The 16,937-nt window shown below is 62.0% G+C and carries 16 protein-coding genes; 14 read left to right on the top strand and 2 right to left on the bottom strand.

The features are described from left to right. The first annotated feature begins 89 nt into the window (after positions 1 to 89). On the top strand, positions 90 to 422 hold the full coding sequence (locus YWU_RS14955) for a WhiB family transcriptional regulator (RefSeq protein ID WP_034646925.1): 333 nt from the start codon (positions 90 to 92) through the stop codon (positions 420 to 422). 34 nt (positions 423 to 456) lie between these two features. Here YWU_RS14955 and YWU_RS0103525 read toward each other — a convergent pair whose 3' ends face one another. Then, entirely contained in the window at positions 457 to 921 is a 465-nt protein-coding gene (locus YWU_RS0103525; RefSeq protein ID WP_027019379.1) for a metallopeptidase family protein, read from the bottom strand. An 81-nt stretch (positions 922 to 1,002) separates the two neighbouring features. Between YWU_RS0103525 and YWU_RS0103520 the strand changes: the two genes are divergently transcribed. From YWU_RS0103520 to manA, 4 genes are read left to right on the top strand one after another with little or no spacing between them, the layout of a single operon-like run. Continuing rightward, positions 1,003 to 1,419, top strand: coding sequence for a DUF3499 domain-containing protein (locus YWU_RS0103520; protein WP_027019378.1), 417 nt, complete (start codon positions 1,003 to 1,005; stop codon positions 1,417 to 1,419). Between the two features lie 57 nt (positions 1,420 to 1,476). Continuing rightward, the gene (locus YWU_RS0103515) at positions 1,477 to 2,856 is read left to right on the top strand and encodes a phosphomannomutase/phosphoglucomutase (RefSeq protein ID WP_027019377.1); all 1,380 of its coding nucleotides are present in this window, start codon (positions 1,477 to 1,479) and stop codon (positions 2,854 to 2,856) included. 38 nt (positions 2,857 to 2,894) lie between these two features. Further along, positions 2,895 to 3,881 carry a hypothetical protein gene (locus YWU_RS14950; protein WP_156892701.1) on the top strand — a complete coding sequence of 329 codons (987 nt, stop codon included), beginning with the start codon at positions 2,895 to 2,897 and terminating at the stop codon, positions 3,879 to 3,881. A 6-nt stretch (positions 3,882 to 3,887) separates the two neighbouring features. Next, positions 3,888 to 5,033: a mannose-6-phosphate isomerase, class I gene (gene manA / locus YWU_RS0103505; protein ID WP_027019376.1), complete on the top strand. Its 1,146-nt coding sequence runs from the start codon at positions 3,888 to 3,890 to the stop codon at positions 5,031 to 5,033. Here the strand turns inward: manA and YWU_RS0103500 are convergent. Continuing rightward, positions 5,030 to 5,695, bottom strand: coding sequence for a hypothetical protein (locus YWU_RS0103500; protein ID WP_156892700.1), 666 nt, complete (start codon positions 5,693 to 5,695; stop codon positions 5,030 to 5,032). The genes manA and YWU_RS0103500 overlap by 4 nt on opposite strands. Before the next feature lie 217 nt (positions 5,696 to 5,912). Between YWU_RS0103500 and YWU_RS0103495 the strand changes: the two genes are divergently transcribed. The 9 genes from YWU_RS0103495 (at position 5,913) to secA (ending at position 16,930) form a co-directional block, all read left to right on the top strand. Beyond that, positions 5,913 to 6,275: a hypothetical protein gene (locus tag YWU_RS0103495; protein ID WP_027019374.1), complete on the top strand. Its 363-nt coding sequence runs from the start codon at positions 5,913 to 5,915 to the stop codon at positions 6,273 to 6,275. A 69-nt stretch (positions 6,276 to 6,344) separates the two neighbouring features. After that, on the top strand, positions 6,345 to 7,814 hold the full coding sequence (gene ahcY, locus YWU_RS0103490) for an adenosylhomocysteinase (protein WP_027019373.1): 1,470 nt from the start codon (positions 6,345 to 6,347) through the stop codon (positions 7,812 to 7,814). Between the two features lie 27 nt (positions 7,815 to 7,841). After that, positions 7,842 to 8,477: a dTMP kinase gene (locus YWU_RS0103485; protein WP_027019372.1), complete on the top strand. Its 636-nt coding sequence runs from the start codon at positions 7,842 to 7,844 to the stop codon at positions 8,475 to 8,477. Positions 8,478 to 8,540: 63 nt separating this feature from the next. Continuing rightward, positions 8,541 to 9,215, top strand: a complete 675-nt coding sequence (gene mtrA / locus YWU_RS0103480; RefSeq protein WP_027019371.1) for an MtrAB system response regulator MtrA — start codon at positions 8,541 to 8,543, stop codon at positions 9,213 to 9,215. A 3-nt stretch (positions 9,216 to 9,218) separates the two neighbouring features. Beyond that, on the top strand, positions 9,219 to 10,811 hold the full coding sequence (gene mtrB, locus YWU_RS14945) for an MtrAB system histidine kinase MtrB (protein WP_051259983.1): 1,593 nt from the start codon (positions 9,219 to 9,221) through the stop codon (positions 10,809 to 10,811). Next, entirely contained in the window at positions 10,811 to 12,574 is a 1,764-nt protein-coding gene (locus tag YWU_RS14940; RefSeq protein WP_051259982.1) for an LpqB family beta-propeller domain-containing protein, read from the top strand. Before mtrB ends, YWU_RS14940 begins: the two co-directional genes overlap by 1 nt. A gap of 126 nt (positions 12,575 to 12,700) precedes the next feature. Then, positions 12,701 to 13,282 (top strand): ComF family protein, encoded by a 582-nt coding sequence (locus YWU_RS0103465; protein WP_156892699.1) that lies wholly within the window; start codon positions 12,701 to 12,703, stop codon positions 13,280 to 13,282. Positions 13,283 to 13,433: 151 nt separating this feature from the next. Continuing rightward, complete coding sequence (hpf, locus tag YWU_RS0103460; protein WP_027019369.1) at positions 13,434 to 14,096, top strand: ribosome hibernation-promoting factor, HPF/YfiA family; 663 nt, start codon at positions 13,434 to 13,436, stop codon at positions 14,094 to 14,096. 119 nt (positions 14,097 to 14,215) lie between these two features. Further along, positions 14,216 to 16,930, top strand: a complete 2,715-nt coding sequence (gene secA / locus YWU_RS0103455) for a preprotein translocase subunit SecA (protein ID WP_027019368.1) — start codon at positions 14,216 to 14,218, stop codon at positions 16,928 to 16,930. The last annotated feature ends 7 nt before the right edge of the window (positions 16,931 to 16,937 follow it).

Raw genomic sequence — 16,937 nt, 5'->3', positions numbered from 1 at the left:
CTCCACCCTGACTGTGGCCAACTTCCGTACGCTGGAGGTTGGCTCCGGGGCCGATTGCCATAGGACTGAACTGACAGGAGGCCAAGTGCATGGATGACTCCAGCGTGTACGGCCGAGATGTCGGCAACGGCTCCGGCGCTGGTGAACACATTCGACCCTTGGCCGATTGGGCAGGGGACCTACCGGGATTGTTTGACGCCGTGGACCAGGATTGGCAGGAGCAGGCGCTGTGCGCGCAGACTGACCCAGAAGCCTTCTTTCCGGAGAAAGGCGGGTCAACACGTGAGGCCAAGCGGATTTGTCGTGCCTGCGGTGTCCGCGATGAATGCCTGGAATTCGCCTTGTCTAATGATGAGCGCTTCGGAATCTGGGGCGGTCTGTCTGAGCGTGAGCGCAGGCGCCTGAAGAAGAAGCTCGGTTAGTGCAGGGCCCGTGGCCGCGAAGGCCAGGGCTGCACTATCCGAAAGTTTCAGGATCCCAGGTGGAATCGATATCCCGAGGATTGATGTTCAAATGAGCGGCCACCAACTGAGTCAGCACGTGGGTGAGCAGCTCATCGGTGTCGGTCGCGGTACTAGCTCGCTGTTCGATCGGACGGCGGAAAACGACTAAACGCGGCCGAGTCGGCTGACCTGCACGGTCAACACCTGCGGGAATGAGCCGGCCCAGGGCTACTGGGCCATCGGCAGCGATCTCTGGGGGGAGTAGATCCCCCGGGCGCAGCCGCATCCGAGGGACGGTATCCACTGCAATATCCAGGTGGGTCAACCTCGAGTGGAACTGTTCCTCGATGGGTGCGTACGCGTCCAGAACTGCCTGGTCGAAGGCCTCGGACCGGCTACTCCACCGGGGTGTCTCCGGGGGCAGCAGTGGGCCGCGCATACCGCGGCCGCGTCGGTCGGCGCGGCGTGAAGGGTTCATTCTTCGAACTCTAGGGCACCCGACCGGGCATTGTCGGCCCTGGGGTGCCAAAGGTTCAAGTGTCGGTCTAGACTTTCGGGCGTGAGTCAATTTCGTCGATGCTCCCGTCCCGGTTGCGGCAAGCCTGCCGTCGCCACGCTGACCTATGCTTACGCGGATCAGACCGCGGTCGTAGGTCCCCTTGCTGCTGCTGCGGAGCCGCACAGCTGGGATCTGTGCGAAAACCACGCCCACCGCATCACCGCTCCATGGGGATGGGAACTGGTCCGTTACGACCTTCCTGTCGCTGGCGATGATGAAGACCTGACCGCGCTGGCGGAGGCCGTCCGCGAGGCCGGACGCAACGCTACGGGCCTGGTTCTGCGGGATGAGGGGCCCGCCGAGCCGGATGCTGCACGCCACCCATCGGCGCATCGACCGGCTCCGGGCCGGCACCGTCGAACCGGGCGACACCATCTTCATGTCGTACCGGACCCTGACGAGCCCTTGACCGAGTAAGATTCCCGGACGTTGCCGGGGTTCGCAGTGGACCCCCAAGATTTCCGGGAGCAGTGAATGACGAAGCGTGATCGCGCCGCCATCGACAAGGTCATTAAGGCCTACGACGTTCGGGGAGTAGTCGGCGACGGCATCGATGCCGAGCTGATGCGGGACACCGGTGCAGCATTCGGAAGCATCATGCGTGAGGAGGGAGCCTCCTCCGCGGTCGTGGGACATGACATGAGGGACTCCTCTCCGGAGCTCGCTAGGGCGTTCTCCGAAGGTGCAGCGGCCCAGGGGCTGAACGTCACGTTCATCGGACTAGCCTCCACTGACGAGCTCTACTACGCCTCTGGCGTGCTGGACGCCCCTGGCGCGATGTTCACCGCGAGCCACAACCCGGCCGAGTACAACGGCATCAAGATGTGCCGCAATGAGGCCCGTCCGATTGGCCAGGACACCGGCCTTGCCGACATCAAGGACATGCTTGTCGACGGAGTCCCGGAGTATGCAGGTCCTACCGGAGATATCACCGAGGCAGACATGCTGGGCGCATACGCCGCATTTTTGCTGTCGCTGGTGGACATTGCACCGACCCGCGACCTTGTCGTGGCAGTTGACGCAGGCAACGGCATGGGTGGATTGACCGCACCGGCTGTGTTGGAAGACCTGGTTGACCTGCGTCCGCTGTACTTCGAATTGGACGGATCCTTCCCGAACCACGAGGCGAACCCCCTGGAGCCGTCGAACCTGGTGGACCTGCAGAAGTTCACCGTCGAGCAGGGTGCTGACCTTGGTATTGCCTTTGATGGTGATGCAGACCGTTGCTTCGTCGTTGATGAGAAGGGCAAGCCGGTCAGCCCGTCCGCTATTTGTGCATTGATCGCCGAGCGCTACTTGGAAGAAGAGCCGGGCGCCACGATCATCCACAACCTCATCACCTCTGCGGCTGTGCCGGAACTAGTGCAGGACATGGGCGGAATCGCCGTGCGCACGCGAGTCGGCCACTCATTCATTAAGCAGCGTATGGCAGACACCCAGGCAGTCTTCGGCGGTGAGCACTCTGCCCATTACTACTTCCGTGAGTTCTGGAACGCAGACTCGGGAATGCTCGCCGCGCTGCACGTGCTCGATGCGTTGGCAGAGACCGATGGTCCGCTCAGCGATCTGATGGCCAAGTATGACACCTACGCACAGTCCGGCGAGATCAACTCCCGACTGGCCAACGAGGCAGCTCAGCAGGACCGCCAGGAAGCCGTTGCGAACGCATTCGCCGGCCGTACCCGAGCCGCGGACCGCCTGGATGGTCTGACCATCGGGGTGTGCGACAGCCCCGCCTGGTTCAACGTACGTGCTTCTAACACCGAGCCGCTGCTGCGTCTCAACGTTGAGGCTCCCACCGAAGAAGAGGTCACGGCGCTTACCGACGAGATCCTCGCCATCATCCGGGCCTGATCACACCTCCGTCGCGAGGTGCAGGCAGAATTGCCCCCATGGACACTCGAAGCCTCCACCTCCTAGCCGCGGCGGAAGGACCTAACTTGCGCGCGGCTGCGACTGCCGCATCAGAGGGCATGTTCGATGAACTGCCGATGCCGCGCAGTGTCGTCATCGTCGTCAACGAGGCGCGCGCCCGAATTGCCGCTCGGGCAACTGTGTCTTTGGCCACCGATGCCCGTGCACCGATCACTGTGGCCCGGTCGTTGCCGAGCTTCGTGGGAACGCTAGATCTAGTGATCGTGCTGACCGACGATCCTGGCGATGAGTATTGCGGTTTCGCTCTGGCGGAGGCCGGCCGTAGGGGAGCATCGACCGTCTTGGTGGATCCCGGTGACGGTCCGGTCCGAGCTGCGATGTCCTACGACACCGTGCTGGTGCCACGCCCCGCGATGAGCGAAGTCGGATCATTCAGTGGATACCTCGGAACATGCTTGGCTGCTCTGACCTGCGCAGGAGTTTCAAGTATTGCCCCGGCCAGAGTGTTGTCGGATGTCGCAGACACCGTCGAATTAGAGTCTGTCGCGTGTTCTCCCGAACGAGATCGCACTGTTAATCCGGCGTGGGAACTCTCTCGCTGGATGCGAGACAGGTCGGTAATTATCGCCGGTGACGGCGGAAGCTGGGCCCCGATTGCTGAACTCTGCACGGCGTGGCTGCTGGATTGCGGCCGTGCGGCGCTAGCGACGGAACTCTCCGACGTCCTCAGAGCCGGACCCGCACTCACCTCGGCGGCGCCGGATATCTTCCATGACCCGATGTTCGATGATCCAGTGGGGTCCAGCGGAGTGCTACCGTTGGGGACAATTGTTCTGACCTCCCCTGCTCGATTCAGCAGCGTCGAGTCGCAGGCGGAGTTCCTTCCCTGGATGAGGGTTGAGTGCCCCGCGCTCGAGGGGCAGGTTGACCATCCGCTGGTTCACGTGTGCGTCACGGCTGCGCGGATGGCCGCGGCAGCGGTATTTGTGACTGAGGAGGACTAGCAGCGGATGGATCTCGTCGATCCGGTGATTCAGGAGTACGCCTGGGGTTCACGGACTTTGATCGCCCAGCTCCGGGGAGAGGACTACCCCACGGAGGCGCCGCAGGCCGAACTGTGGTTCGGTGCCCACCCGTCGGCTCCGTCGACGGTGCGGGGAGCGCCACTGGACGAGGTTTTCGCCTCGGACCGGACCGCGCAGCTCGGTGATATCTATGAGCTTCCCTTTCTCTTGAAGGTGCTTGCCGCCGGCAGTCCGCTGTCTTTGCAGGCACACCCGACAAAGGACCAGGCTGTGCGTGGTTTCGCTGAGGAGAACGCAGCCGGGGTGCCTTTGGACTCGCCGGTGCGCAACTACCGCGACGACAATCACAAGCCTGAGCTCATTGTCGCCCTGACCGAGTTTCATGCGCTCGCTGGCTTCCGTCCGATAGCGCAGACACGGGAACTATTCGAGGCTCTAGGCGTGTCATCGCTGCTCGAGGATGTTTCTCCATTGGGCAGTGAGACCGACCTGAAGAAGGTTCTCACTACGTGGTTGACAATGGACTCCGAGGACATCGACTCTCGGATTCAGTCGGTCACTCAGGCGTGCTCGGCAGGACTGTCGGGTTGGATGGGCCCTGTCGCGGAGACCACCATCGACCTCGCGGAGCGGTACCCAGGAGATCCCGGTGTGTTGGCGTCGATGCTTCTCAACCGGATTCGCCTGGAGCCGGGCCAAGGGATCTTCATTGGTGCTGGTCATCTGCATGCCTACTTGTCCGGGCTGGGCGTGGAAATCATGGCCAGCTCCGACAACGTCCTGCGTGGAGGCCTCACCTCGAAGCACGTGGATGTGCCTAATCTGCTGACAGTTCTGCAGTTTGCGACAACCGCTGATCCGGTGCTCTCTCCGCAGGCTATTGACGGTGTCACGGCCTATGACGTGCCGGTGGACGAGTTCGCCCTCCGTTCCGTCGAGCTCGGCGACGCCGGGCATGAGGTTCAGGGGCCGGCGATGGTGTTGGTGACCGAAGGGACCTCGCTTATCGACGGTCAGAGCCTCCCACCAGGCACCGCCGCATGGATCCCCGCGAATCGACCGACTGTGGTTCGCCGTGGCCCCGATTCTCTGGCCACCACGGTGTTCGTGGCGACTATTCCCAGGTCTTAGTCTTCTTCAGCGGGTTCGACCGGCACCCACGAGCGAGTCGGTGCGGACTCCACACTGGAGTCACCGTTTTCTTCGTCCGGTTCACCGGACGGTGCTTTCTCGGTAATTTCGGAGGCCCCCGGAGCCTCTGTGGAGGTGGGCGCCTCCGGAGTGGCCTCAGTCGACGAATTAGCTCCTGACGGCAGCTCTACACCTCGATCGGGCAGGGCCGGCAGCGACGGCAGGGTCGGAGTAGACGGCTTCGAAGACTCGCCGGACGGGCGTGAAGATTCCGGGCGCTCTGATGGCTCAGATGGGGTGGTCTCAACATCTGTCGGAGTGGCGGTCGGGAAACCGTCGTCCTCGGAGTTATTCTCGCCGCCGTTGTCCGGGCTAGAGGTTGTCCCAGCTGGCGGATTCGCCGAGTTGCCTGCGTCTGGGAGCACCGCATTCGGCGGCAGATACCGGTCGACCGTCTGGTCTTCTTCAACATGGGGGATCGACGTCAGACTCGGCTCCTCCGGCTCCTTGGGAGTGTGCGAGGTGTTGCCCTCAGTGTGCTCTTCCGGAGAAGTGAGATTCAGAGATGCGACATCTTCGCCCGAGTCGTCGCAGGCACCAAGGAGCAGCGCCGCTGACAGTGCGACCACCGCTAGGTGCCGCGTCCTCGTGCGACTGCTCATCTCAGATCCTTCCGTGGATTAGATACCGGCCAGATTCCGGTCCGGTAACAACTTGTACACCCAAGATAACGATTCTGTCACGATTATGGAAGGGGCTAACCGGACGGAGGCTAGTGGAAATGCCCGCGGTGGGTTAAAACATAGTCATGACGGGCAGAGCCGGAACCATTCCGAATCGACCCGATATTGCAGGTATAAGAACCAGGGAGGGTTTTCGATGAGTGGTTGGGACGAGGAAATTTTCACCGACGAGGTGGTGGTCGACTTCCTCGAGGAAATTTCGGCGTTGGATGACGGCGAACAAGAAGGTGCACTCCTGGATGCATGTCAGTTGGCGTTGAATTCCAGTAGTGACGACGACCAGCGGGCGGGACTTGGAGCCGCAACTGTCGCAGCTATCTGGAGCGGAGCTCCGTACACGGCAGCAGCGGCAGTGGAGGACTACACCTTCATCCGCAAGGGCATCGGCCAGATCGGAGATGAACTGCGCGAGTCAGCCGCCGAGGTGTTCGCGGAACTGGCCGATGGCATCGGAGAGAACGAAGAGTCAGCAGCGGAGTTCGCCGAAGCCGTTGAATAGGCCGAAGTCCGGCACGTAGGCGGCGGTCAAGTAGCCTGAGAGGCCGCACGAGAAGATGTACAGCCCCACATGTTGAACACATGTCGAACGGAGTTAAGCGTGATTGATTACAAGGTCGCCGATCTGTCCCTGGCCGAATCGGGCCGCCACCAGATTCGTCTGGCGGAGCACGAGATGCCGGGCCTGATGGCACTGCGTGACGAGTACCGGGAGGAGCAGCCGCTCGCCGGTGCGCGCATCGCCGGTTCGATCCACATGACGGTGCAGACCGCCGTGTTGATTGAGACCCTGACCGCTCTTGGCGCAAAGGTCCGCTGGGCTTCCTGCAACATCTACTCCACGCAGGACGAGGCCGCTGCGGCCATCGTGGTTGGTGATGGCACCCCAGAGAACCCCAACGGTGTCCCGGTTTTCGCATGGAAGGGCGAAACCCTGGAGGAGTACTGGTGGTGCCTGGAGCGCATCTTCGACTGGGGCGATGAGCTGCCGAACATGATCCTCGACGACGGTGGCGACGCCACCATGGCCGTCATCCGTGGCCGCCAGTTCGAAGACTCCGGCGTCATCCCGGACGCTGACGACAACGACCCGGAAGAGTACGGCTACTTCCTGGAGATGCTGCGCCGCGTCGCAGAATCCAACCCGGGTCTGTGGGGTCGCTGCGCCGAGGAAATCCGCGGTGTCACCGAGGAGACCACCACCGGCGTGCACCGCCTGTACCACTTCCACGAAGAAGGCGTTCTGCCCTTCCCGGCGATCAACGTCAATGACGCGGTCACCAAGTCGAAGTTCGACAACAAGTACGGAACCCGCCACAGCCTCCTGGATGGCCTGAACCGCGGCACCGACATGCTCATCGGCGGTAAGGCTGCGCTGGTCTGCGGCTACGGCGATGTGGGCAAGGGCTGCGCTGAGGCACTGGCCGGTCAGGGCGCTCGCGTCAAGGTCACCGAGGCAGACCCGATCAACGCTCTGCAGGCTCTGATGGACGGATTCCCCGTCGTCACCGTCGAAGAAGGCATCCCGGAGGCTGACATTGTCATCACCGCCACCGGCAACAAGGACATCATCACCTTCGCAAACATGCAGATGATGAAGGACCACGCAGTTCTCGGCAACATCGGTCACTTCGACAACGAGATCGACATGGCCTCCCTGCACCGCCGCGATGACGTCACCGCGACGGAGATCAAGCCGCAGGTCACCGAGTACCGCTTCCCGCACGCTGATGGAGTCGAGCGCTCCCTGATCGTTCTGTCTGAGGGGCGCCTGCTGAACCTGGGCAACGCCACCGGACACCCGTCCTTCGTGATGTCCACGTCCTTCGCAGATCAGACCATCGCGCAGATCGAGCTGTTCACCAAGTCCGACAAGTACGCCACCGGCGTGCACCTACTACCGAAGATCCTGGACGAGAAGGTCGCCCGGATCCACGTTGAGGCTCTCGGCGGTTCGCTCACCGAGATGTCCAAGGAGCAGGCCGAGTACATCGGTGTTGACGTCAACGGGCCGTACAAGCCCGAGCACTACCGCTACTAAGCCGCCCACCGGAGAGTCGACCAAAGCATGATCATCGCGATCGAAGGCATAGATGGCGCCGGCAAGGCGACTCTGACTGGAGGAGTGGCTGAGGAGCTGCGGGGGCGTGGAGTGGACGTCGTGAAGCGTGGTTTTCCGGCCTATGGCCGGACGGATTTTGCGGACTTCGCGGACGACGCTCTCCACGGACGCCTCGGCGATACCGTCGATTCAGCGTGGGCGATGGCTCTGCTCTTCGCGCTGGACCGGAGGGATCTTTTTGCCTCTGAGCCAGTCGAGAGCGACAGTGTCCTCCTGCTGGACCGGTACGTGGCGTCCAACGCGGCGTACTCCCTGGCCAGAACTGGTGACCCGGAAATCGTGGAATGGATTCGTCAGACCGAGTTTGGGCGGTTCGCGCTGCCGGAGCCGGATCTGACGGTCTATTTGCAGGCGCCGGTTCACCTTGCTGCAAGCAGGGCACAGAGCCGGGAAGCCTCCGACGACACCCGCACCCGAGACGCCTACGAACGCGACGGTGGACTCCAGCAGCGCACCGCCGATGCGTACCTTCGCCTGGCGCAGGAGGGATTCGGCGGACAGTGGGTCATCGTGGATGCAGACGCTCCAGCGGAAGAATCCGTATCCCGGGTTCTGCAGGCTTTCGACGCCCACGTGGCGTAGTTCACTTAGCCCCGCACCAACCCGGGGGTGGTTCCCGGCGCAAATGGATATAGGCTTAACGACATGAGTCCGAAGATCCTCGTCGTAGATGATGACCCCGCCATCGCGGAAATGCTGACCATGGTTCTGGACCGTGAAGGTTTTGAATGCGTTGTGGTTGGCGACGGCCTCGAGGCGGTACGGGCAGCTGAGGCTGAGGAGCCGGACCTGATCCTCCTCGACCTGATGCTGCCGGGTCTCGGTGGCGTCGATGTGTGCCGTGCGGTCCGAGAGAAGTCCTCGGTCCCGATTATCATGCTTACCGCGAAGACGGACACCGTGGACGTTGTCCTCGGTCTGGAGTCTGGTGCGGACGACTATGTGCCGAAGCCCTTCAAGCCGAAGGAGCTCGTCGCCCGCGTTCGCGCACGCCTGCGCCGCAATGACGATGAGGGATCCGAGGCAGTGACCATCGGCGACCTGCACATCGACATTCCCGGGCACGCCGTGTCTCGTGGTGGCCGCGAGATTCAGCTGACCCCGCTCGAATTCGAACTGCTGAAGACTCTCGCGTCCAAGCCCCGGCAGGTCTTCACCCGTGAGGAGTTGCTGGAGAAGGTCTGGGGCTACCGGCACTCCTCCGACACCCGCCTGGTGAACGTGCACATCCAGCGTCTGCGCTCGAAGATCGAGCTCGACTCCGAAGAACCCCAGATCGTCCTCACCGTCCGCGGGGTCGGATACAAGACCGGAGATTAACCTGTGGACCGGCTGATTCGGTCCATAGGCGATTGGTTCGTCGAGCAGGGCCTGAAGATCTCAAACCTGTGGCGCACGTCGTTGCAGGCTCGGGTGATCACCTCGGTGCTCGTGGTGTCCGTGGTCGTCGTTGGTGTGCTGGGCTTTGCGCTCGTCTCGATCGTTGCCCAACGGCTTCTTGACGAAAAGCAGCAGGTCGCCAGCGATGAAATTGAACGCGCCCGGGTGGTGGTTGAGCAGGAGCTCTCCACCAGATCCTCGGAGACTTTGCAGGCCCGGCTGAATATTGCCAGGGACGCATTGCTCGACCGCAATGGTCCTGGTGAGACCGGTTCCAATGCGTCCTTCGCTCCGGTGTTGATTGTGCCGACCGGTATCGGCGACGAGTTTGCCTCCTCGCCAACTGATCCGGGCATCCCGGAGTCGCTGCGCTCGTTCGTGCAACAAGGCCAGGTCAGTCAGCAATATGCCTCGCTTGACGACGGAGATGGCAGACATTCGGTCCTAGTCATCGGCACCCCGACATCGACGTATATCCCAGGTCTAGAGCTCTATCTCATTGTCTCGCTCAGCTCCGAAGAGTCGACACTGTCGCTGGTGCAGACATTGTTCGCAGCAGCTTCGGTGGTCGTGGTGCTGCTGTTGATCCTCATCGTGTGGTTGTTCTCTAACCAGGTCACGGCACCAGTGCGCCAAGCGGCCCGGATCGCGGAGCAATTCGCCGAAGGCAACCTGCGAGAACGTATGACCGTTGACGGCGAAGATGAGATGGCCAGACTCGCGGTGAGTTTTAACGCGATGGCCGAATCACTATCGGACCAGATTAAACAGCTCGAGGAATACGGCTCATTGCAGCGTCAGTTCACCTCGGATGTTTCGCATGAACTGCGTACCCCGCTGACGACCGTGCGCATGGCTGCTGACCTCATCGCCGATGCAGAAGACCTCGACCCGATGACCCGTCGTGCCTCTGAATTGATGACCGATGAGCTCGATCGCTTCGAGATGTTGCTGTCGGACCTGCTGGAAATTTCGCGTCACGACGCCGGTGTCGCGGAGCTGTCAGCCGCCAACATCGACGTTCGTCAGTGCATCGATGCGGCACTCACTCCGTTGACCGTCGTCGCAGAAGAAGCCGATGTGGAGATCCGCCGTTTCCAACCCGACACCCCAGTGATGGCGGAGGTCGATTCCCGACGCGTCGAGCGAGTGCTTCGCAACCTGATTGCCAACGCGATCGACCACTCCGAGGGTCGACCCGTGGACATCAGGGTCGAGGCAGGGGAGACTGCGGTGGCATTCACTGTCACTGACCACGGCGTGGGTTTGTCCCCGGGACAGTTCGACTTGGTGTTCAACCGATTCTGGCGAGCGGACCCATCTCGCGAACGACGGACCGGAGGCACCGGCCTCGGCCTGGCGATCGCACGGGAAGATGCACTTCTTCACGGCGGACAATTGGCCGCCTACGGTGAACCGGGTGAGGGCTCGTGTTTCCGATTGGTAGTGCCGGTGACCCCGGAGACCCAGATCAGATCAATCCCGTTGCCATTGGATATTGCACAGGTCCCCGCTGGATGGAAGGAGCAGAGCTGATGAGCGTACGTCGCCGTAGGGCATTGACCGCGGTCGTTGCCGGCACCGCGCTGGTGTTGGCCTCCTGCGCGAGCCTGCCTTCTGACTCCAGTCCGGAAGTTGTCCGTCCCTACTCCGCACCAGGTGAGGTAATGGAGATTCCCGAGCCACGCAATGGCGTCGCTCAGGATGTGATTCTCCGTGACTTCTTCACGGCGATGGCTCACCCGACGGATGACTTCGAGGCCGCCCGGAAATTCCTCACCGAAGACGCCGCTGAGAACTGGATCCCGCAGCGGGAGATGCTGGTGCTCACAGACGTGAACATCATCAGTGGCGTGGACGGGCAGTCCCGTACCGGAGACACCTATGAGGTGCGCTCTGAAGTGGTCGGAAGTCTGACCACTAACGGCGCCTACCAGCAGTCCCAGGGCAGCTGGATGGAAGAGTTCCGGATGGACCGCGACTCCGATGGACAGTGGCTTATCTCTGAATTGCCTGACGGCATCTATTTGGAGCGCTCCACCTTCATGGAGTCCTATGTGCCGCACAACATCTACTTTGTGGACCCGACCGGTCAACGCCTCGTTCCGGACCGCCGTTGGCTGTACCGAGGTGAGCCAGATCAGGTGGCCCGTCTGATGCAGTTGCTGCGCGCAGGTCCCAGGATTGAACTTGGTCAGGGCGTGACCACGGCGCTGCGTCCCTCGATCGAGGTGTCGACGTTTGATCTGCCCGAGCAGACTGGAACCGGCATCAATTTTGAAGGTGCCGGGGACATCAGCGATGACATACGGACGCTTATTGCGGCTCAGACCGTGTGGACTCTCGGCGAAGCCGGACTGCGTGGACCGTGGCTCTTGGACGCAGACGGAGCTCCCCTGATCGAGCGCTCGTCGGCCGCATGGACCCGCGACGCTCCCGAGATCGCAGCACTTAACCCGGCCATTAGTCCGGGTGATTCCGAGCCGCTGCGCGTGGTCTACAACGGTGCGATCTACACCCTCCATGACGAGGGTGCGGAAGTCGCTGACGGCATCTGGGGCTCTGCGGGCTCCGATCTGGGATACGCCGCGATTGGTCTCGACACTGAAGGAGAGACTGTCTACGCGGGCGTGCAGAACCGTGGCTCTGGCACCGATACTTCGGCCAGCCTCATCGTTGGACGCCCAGGCCTGCAGACGCAGACTGCCGTCAACGCGCAGACGCTCACCAGGCCGAGCTGGTCACCGGGGGCGTCTTCGGTGTGGACGGTCGCTGACGGTGAGGTCGTACACCGAGCCATGTGGTCAGAGGAGCAGGGATCGGTGTCCACTGAAGAGGTGAACATCGCAGAACTGGAGTCACTTCCTGGAGCAATCTCTGAGTTCCGGATCGACCCGTCCGGCACTCAGGCCGCGATGCTCAAGGGCGGACAACTGGTCGTTGCCACTGTGGTTCAGAGTGACGCAGCCCCATGGGCTCTGGTTGAACCTCGTGCGATCACCTTGCCGGAAGGGGTGACCCCGGTGTCGCTGACCTGGAATCCGGATTCGGCGCTGATGGTCGGCGATTACGGAGACGAGTCACCGGTGTGGCGAGTGCAGTCAGACGGCTCCTCTAGCTACGCGCTGCCGCGGGTGAATCTGACGGCGCCGATCGCACAGGTCGCATCGACGTCGTACACCGTTTACGCACTAGACGAGTTCGCGCTGATGGAGTTGGTCTCTGACGAAGGCGATCAGCAGTTCTGGCGTGCGGTGCCCGAGGTGCCGGGCAGAGCCGCCCCGATCGTGGTGGAATAGCGGGACTGAGAAGACCACCACGCTGGGGAAGGGACACGGGGGAGGGTGTTCGCTGACTTAGCCGACTTGCTGGTCCCAGCGGAGTGTCCTGGATGTGGGCGCTCCGCCGACCGACGGGTGCCGTGTTTGCGATGCCGACGAGCTTTGGCGGTCGCGCCAGAGCGCATCACCCCGCAGGTTCCGGTCGCTGCGCCGGTGTGGTCGTGTGGGGCCTACACCGAGGTGCGTCGTCGCCTAGTTCTCGAGGCAAAGGAACGAGGCAATCCGGTCGCCCGGCGCATCATCGGGAACGTTTTCGCCGCGGCCCTTTTGCGCTTGGGTGCCGAGGGGCGAATTGCTGACCCCCGTTTAGGGGTAACGGCGATCATTCCCGCGCCCACCAGAGACATCTCCTCGCGCCGCCGAGGGGGAGATCCGATGATGTCCGCATGCGTGACCGTCGGGAAGCATCTTGAGTCTGTGACCGCCATTCAGGCGGTCCGGACATTGCCGCAGGTAAAAGACTCGGCACGCCTAGGGGCTGCCGCCAGACGACAAAATCTCGCCGGCAAGATTGTCCCGGTGGACGGTGTTGTTCGGGGAAAATACGACAACGCGGTGCTCGTAGACGACGTTTTAACTACCGGAGCGACGGCCTCTGGAAGCGTTCTGGTCTTGGCCTCTACGGGCCTGAATGTGGGATGTGTCCTGGTGTTTTCGCATGCGTGACAACGGTGTTCACCGAGTGCCCCCGAAAACGGAACCTTCTTGGCGGGCGATGCCGTGGTGTCTGTATTCTGAAGGTGTAAGAACGTCGTCGAAGACGGAGAAGGTAATCCGACTTTTTCCGCAGGGCGACCCAACCGGGAGGTAGGAAGCAGTGACCACACCTGCTGACACGAACGAGGTTCTCAGCCCCAACGCCCAGGTGACCATCACCGGCCGCAATGTCGAGGTCCCGGAGCATTTTGCCGATCGCGTTAAGTCCAAGCTTGCGAAGATCGAGCGACTTGACCCGACCCTGACGTTCTTCCACGTTGAGCTGCAGCATGAGCCGAACCCGCGCCGCGCCGGTAGTTCGGACAGGATCCAGATCACCGCCACCGGTAAGGGCCACCTGGCCCGCGCCGAGGCAAAGGAAGACAGCTTCTACGCCGCTCTCGAGTCCGCTCTGAGCAAGATGGAGCGCTCACTGCGCAAGGTCAAGGCACGCCGCCGGATCAGCCGTTCCGGCCACCGCGCCCCGATCTCCGTCGGAGAGGCCACCGCCACTCTGGTGGAGGAGGCCAATGACGCGAACTCCCAGCCGAAGGCTGATCCGTATGAGGATCAGGTCGAAGAGGCACAGCTCGGCAAGGTCGTGCGTACCAAGGAGCACTCCGCCACCCCGATCAGCGTCGATGAGGCGCTGAGCGAGATGGAGCTCGTTGGACACGACTTCTACCTCTTCGTCGATGAGGCGACCGGTCGTCCGTCCGTGGTGTACCGCCGCCACGCATACGATTACGGTCTGATCGCACTGGATGACAACGCTGCGGAGTAGTGCCCGCACAGTCCGTGTGAAGGAAAGAGCCCCCGTGGAGTCCACTCCACGGGGGCTCCGCCCTATACTGGAGCACTTGTAAACCATCTGTACTTCGGAAGGGGTCGCCACCCGTGGCCGTGTTCTCTTTTTCCAAACTTCTCCGATTCGGCGAAGGTCGGACCGTCAAGCGTCTGAAGTCTTACGCGGGTGAGGTTCTCGCGCTCGACGGTGAGTACTCCGCGCTGTCCGATGAGGCGCTCCAGGCGAAGACCGCCGAGTTCAAGCGGCGGCTCGAAGCAGGTGAGTCGATGGACGACATCCTCCTGGAAGCGTTCGCCACCGCCCGCGAAGCATCGTGGCGCGTCCTCGGCCAGAAGCACTACGAAGTTCAGGTCATGGGCGGTTTGGCCCTGCACTTCGGCAACGTCGCCGAGATGAAAACCGGTGAGGGTAAGACCCTGACCTGTGTGCTGCCGGCATACCTCAATGCACTGTCCGGCAAGGGCGTGCACGTGGTGACCGTCAACGACTACCTGGCTAAGCGTGACGCGGAGTGGATGGGTCGTGTCCACCGCTTCCTCGGTCTGGAGACCGACGTCATCCTTTCGGGCCAGCGCCCGCCTGAGCGTGCCGCTGCGTACCGCGCTGACATCACCTACGGCACGAACAACGAGTTCGGCTTCGATTACCTGCGCGACAACATGGCCCACAGCCTGGACGCATTGGTCCAGCGCGGCCACAACTTCGCGATCGTGGATGAGGTCGACTCGATCCTCATCGATGAGGCTCGTACTCCGCTGATCATCTCCGGCCCCGCCGATGGCGACCCGCAGTGGTATTTGGCTTTCTCTCGGATTGTTCCGGGCATGAAAAAGGACATCCACTACGAGATCGACGAGCGCAAGCGCACGATCGGTCTGCGCGAAGAGGGTGTTTCCTTCGTCGAGGACCAGCTCGGCATCGACAACCTGTATGCCCCGGAGAACTCGCAGCTGATCAGCTACCTGAACAACGCCATCAAGGCCAAGGAGCTATTCGTCCGCGACCGCGACTACATCATTCGCAATGGTGAGGTCCACATCGTCGATGAGTTCACCGGACGTGTCCTGGCCGGCCGTCGTTTCAACGAAGGCATGCACCAAGCGATCGAGGCCAAGGAAAAGGTCGAGATCAAGAAGGAAAACCAGACCCTCGCAACGGTCACTCTGCAGAACTACTTCCGTCTGTACGACAAGCTCGCCGGTATGACCGGTACCGCTGAGACTGAGGCAGCCGAGCTGCACCAGACCTACAAGCTCAACGTGGTCCAGATCCCGCCGAACCGTGGCAACCTGCGTGTCGATCAGCCGGATCTGATTTACAAGACTCAGGAAGCGAAGTTCTACGCCGTGGCGGAGGACATCCGTGACCGCGTCAGCGCCGGCCAGCCAGTCCTGGTTGGTACCGGCTCGGTGGAGACCTCCGAACTGATGTCGAAGCTCCTGCAGCGCGAGGGCATTAAGCACAACGTGTTGAACGCCAAGCACCACGAGCAGGAAGCTGAGATCGTCGCGACGGCTGGTCGGCGCGGCTCCATCACGGTCGCCACCAACATGGCCGGTCGTGGTACCGACATCGTGCTGGGTGGAAACCCGGACATCATCGCGGACATCAACCTCCGCTCCCGTGGCTTCGATCCGGTGGAGAACCCGGAGGAGTACGAGGCTGCATGGGACGACGAGATTCGTTCGGCTCGTGCTGCCGCTGAGAAGGAAGCCGACGAGGTCCGCGAGCTCGGTGGCCTGTACGTGCTGGGCACTGAGCGTCATGAGTCCCGCCGTATCGACAACCAGCTCCGTGGTCGTTCGGGCCGCCAGGGTGACCCGGGTGAGACCCGGTTCTACCTCTCCATGCGTGACGACCTGATGGTCCGATTCAACGGTCAGCGCATGGAATCGATGATGAACACATTGAACGTGCCTGACGACGTCCCGATCGACTCGAAGATTGTCTCCAATTCGATCAAGAGCGTTCAGGCACAGGTCGAGGGTCAGAACTTCGAGATGCGTAAGAACGTCCTGAAGTATGACGAGGTCCTTAACCAGCAGCGAAAGGTCATCTACGCGCAGCGTTACCGCATCCTGGAGGGTGAAGACCTTCAGGAGCAGATGCGCAGCATGATGGGTGATGTCATCTCCGCATATGTCGTCGGTGCGACGTCGGACGGCTACGCGGAGGACTGGAACTTCGAGGAGCTGTGGGCAGCGCTTGATTCCCTGTACGGCCCGTCGGTGAACTGGCGCGAGCTGGTCCAGGGCTCGGAGTATGACTCCCCGGGTGATCTGTCGGCGAAAAACCTGGAGAAGGTTCTCTCCGAGGACATCCTTGGTCAGTACGACCAGCTGGAGGCAGATGTCTCCGAGATCAGTGGTGCTAGCCAGATGCGTCAGATGGAGCGGTTCACCATCCTCAACGTGATGGACCGTAAGTGGCGCGAGCACCTCTACGAGATGGACTACCTCAAGGAGGGAATCGGACTGCGTGCCATGGCACAGGCCGATCCGCTGGTTGAGTACCAGCGCGAGGGCTTCGACATGTTCACCGGAATGATGGAGGGCATCAAGGAGGAGACCATCCGCCAGATGTTCCTCGTGCGCCAGCAGGTGCAGCAGGCCCGTGAACAGCAGAACGCGGACCTGAACAATGACGGTGTTGTGGACGAGAAGGATCTCGCCACCGACTTCGTTAAGCGCGAGTCCCGCCCGCGTCAGATGACGCTGTCCGGCCCGGGTGAAGACGGCTCCGCAGAGGCGAAGTCCAACGCTGCGGATACCGGAAACCGCGAGGCCCGCCGACGTCGCCGTCGTAAGTAGCAGGAGC

Source organism: Corynebacterium sputi DSM 45148, from assembly GCF_000427865.1.
Lineage (GTDB): Bacteria > Actinomycetota > Actinomycetes > Mycobacteriales > Mycobacteriaceae > Corynebacterium > Corynebacterium sputi.
The sequence above is the reverse complement of the archived record's forward strand: the minus strand, read 5'-3'. Positions and strand labels throughout refer to the sequence as shown.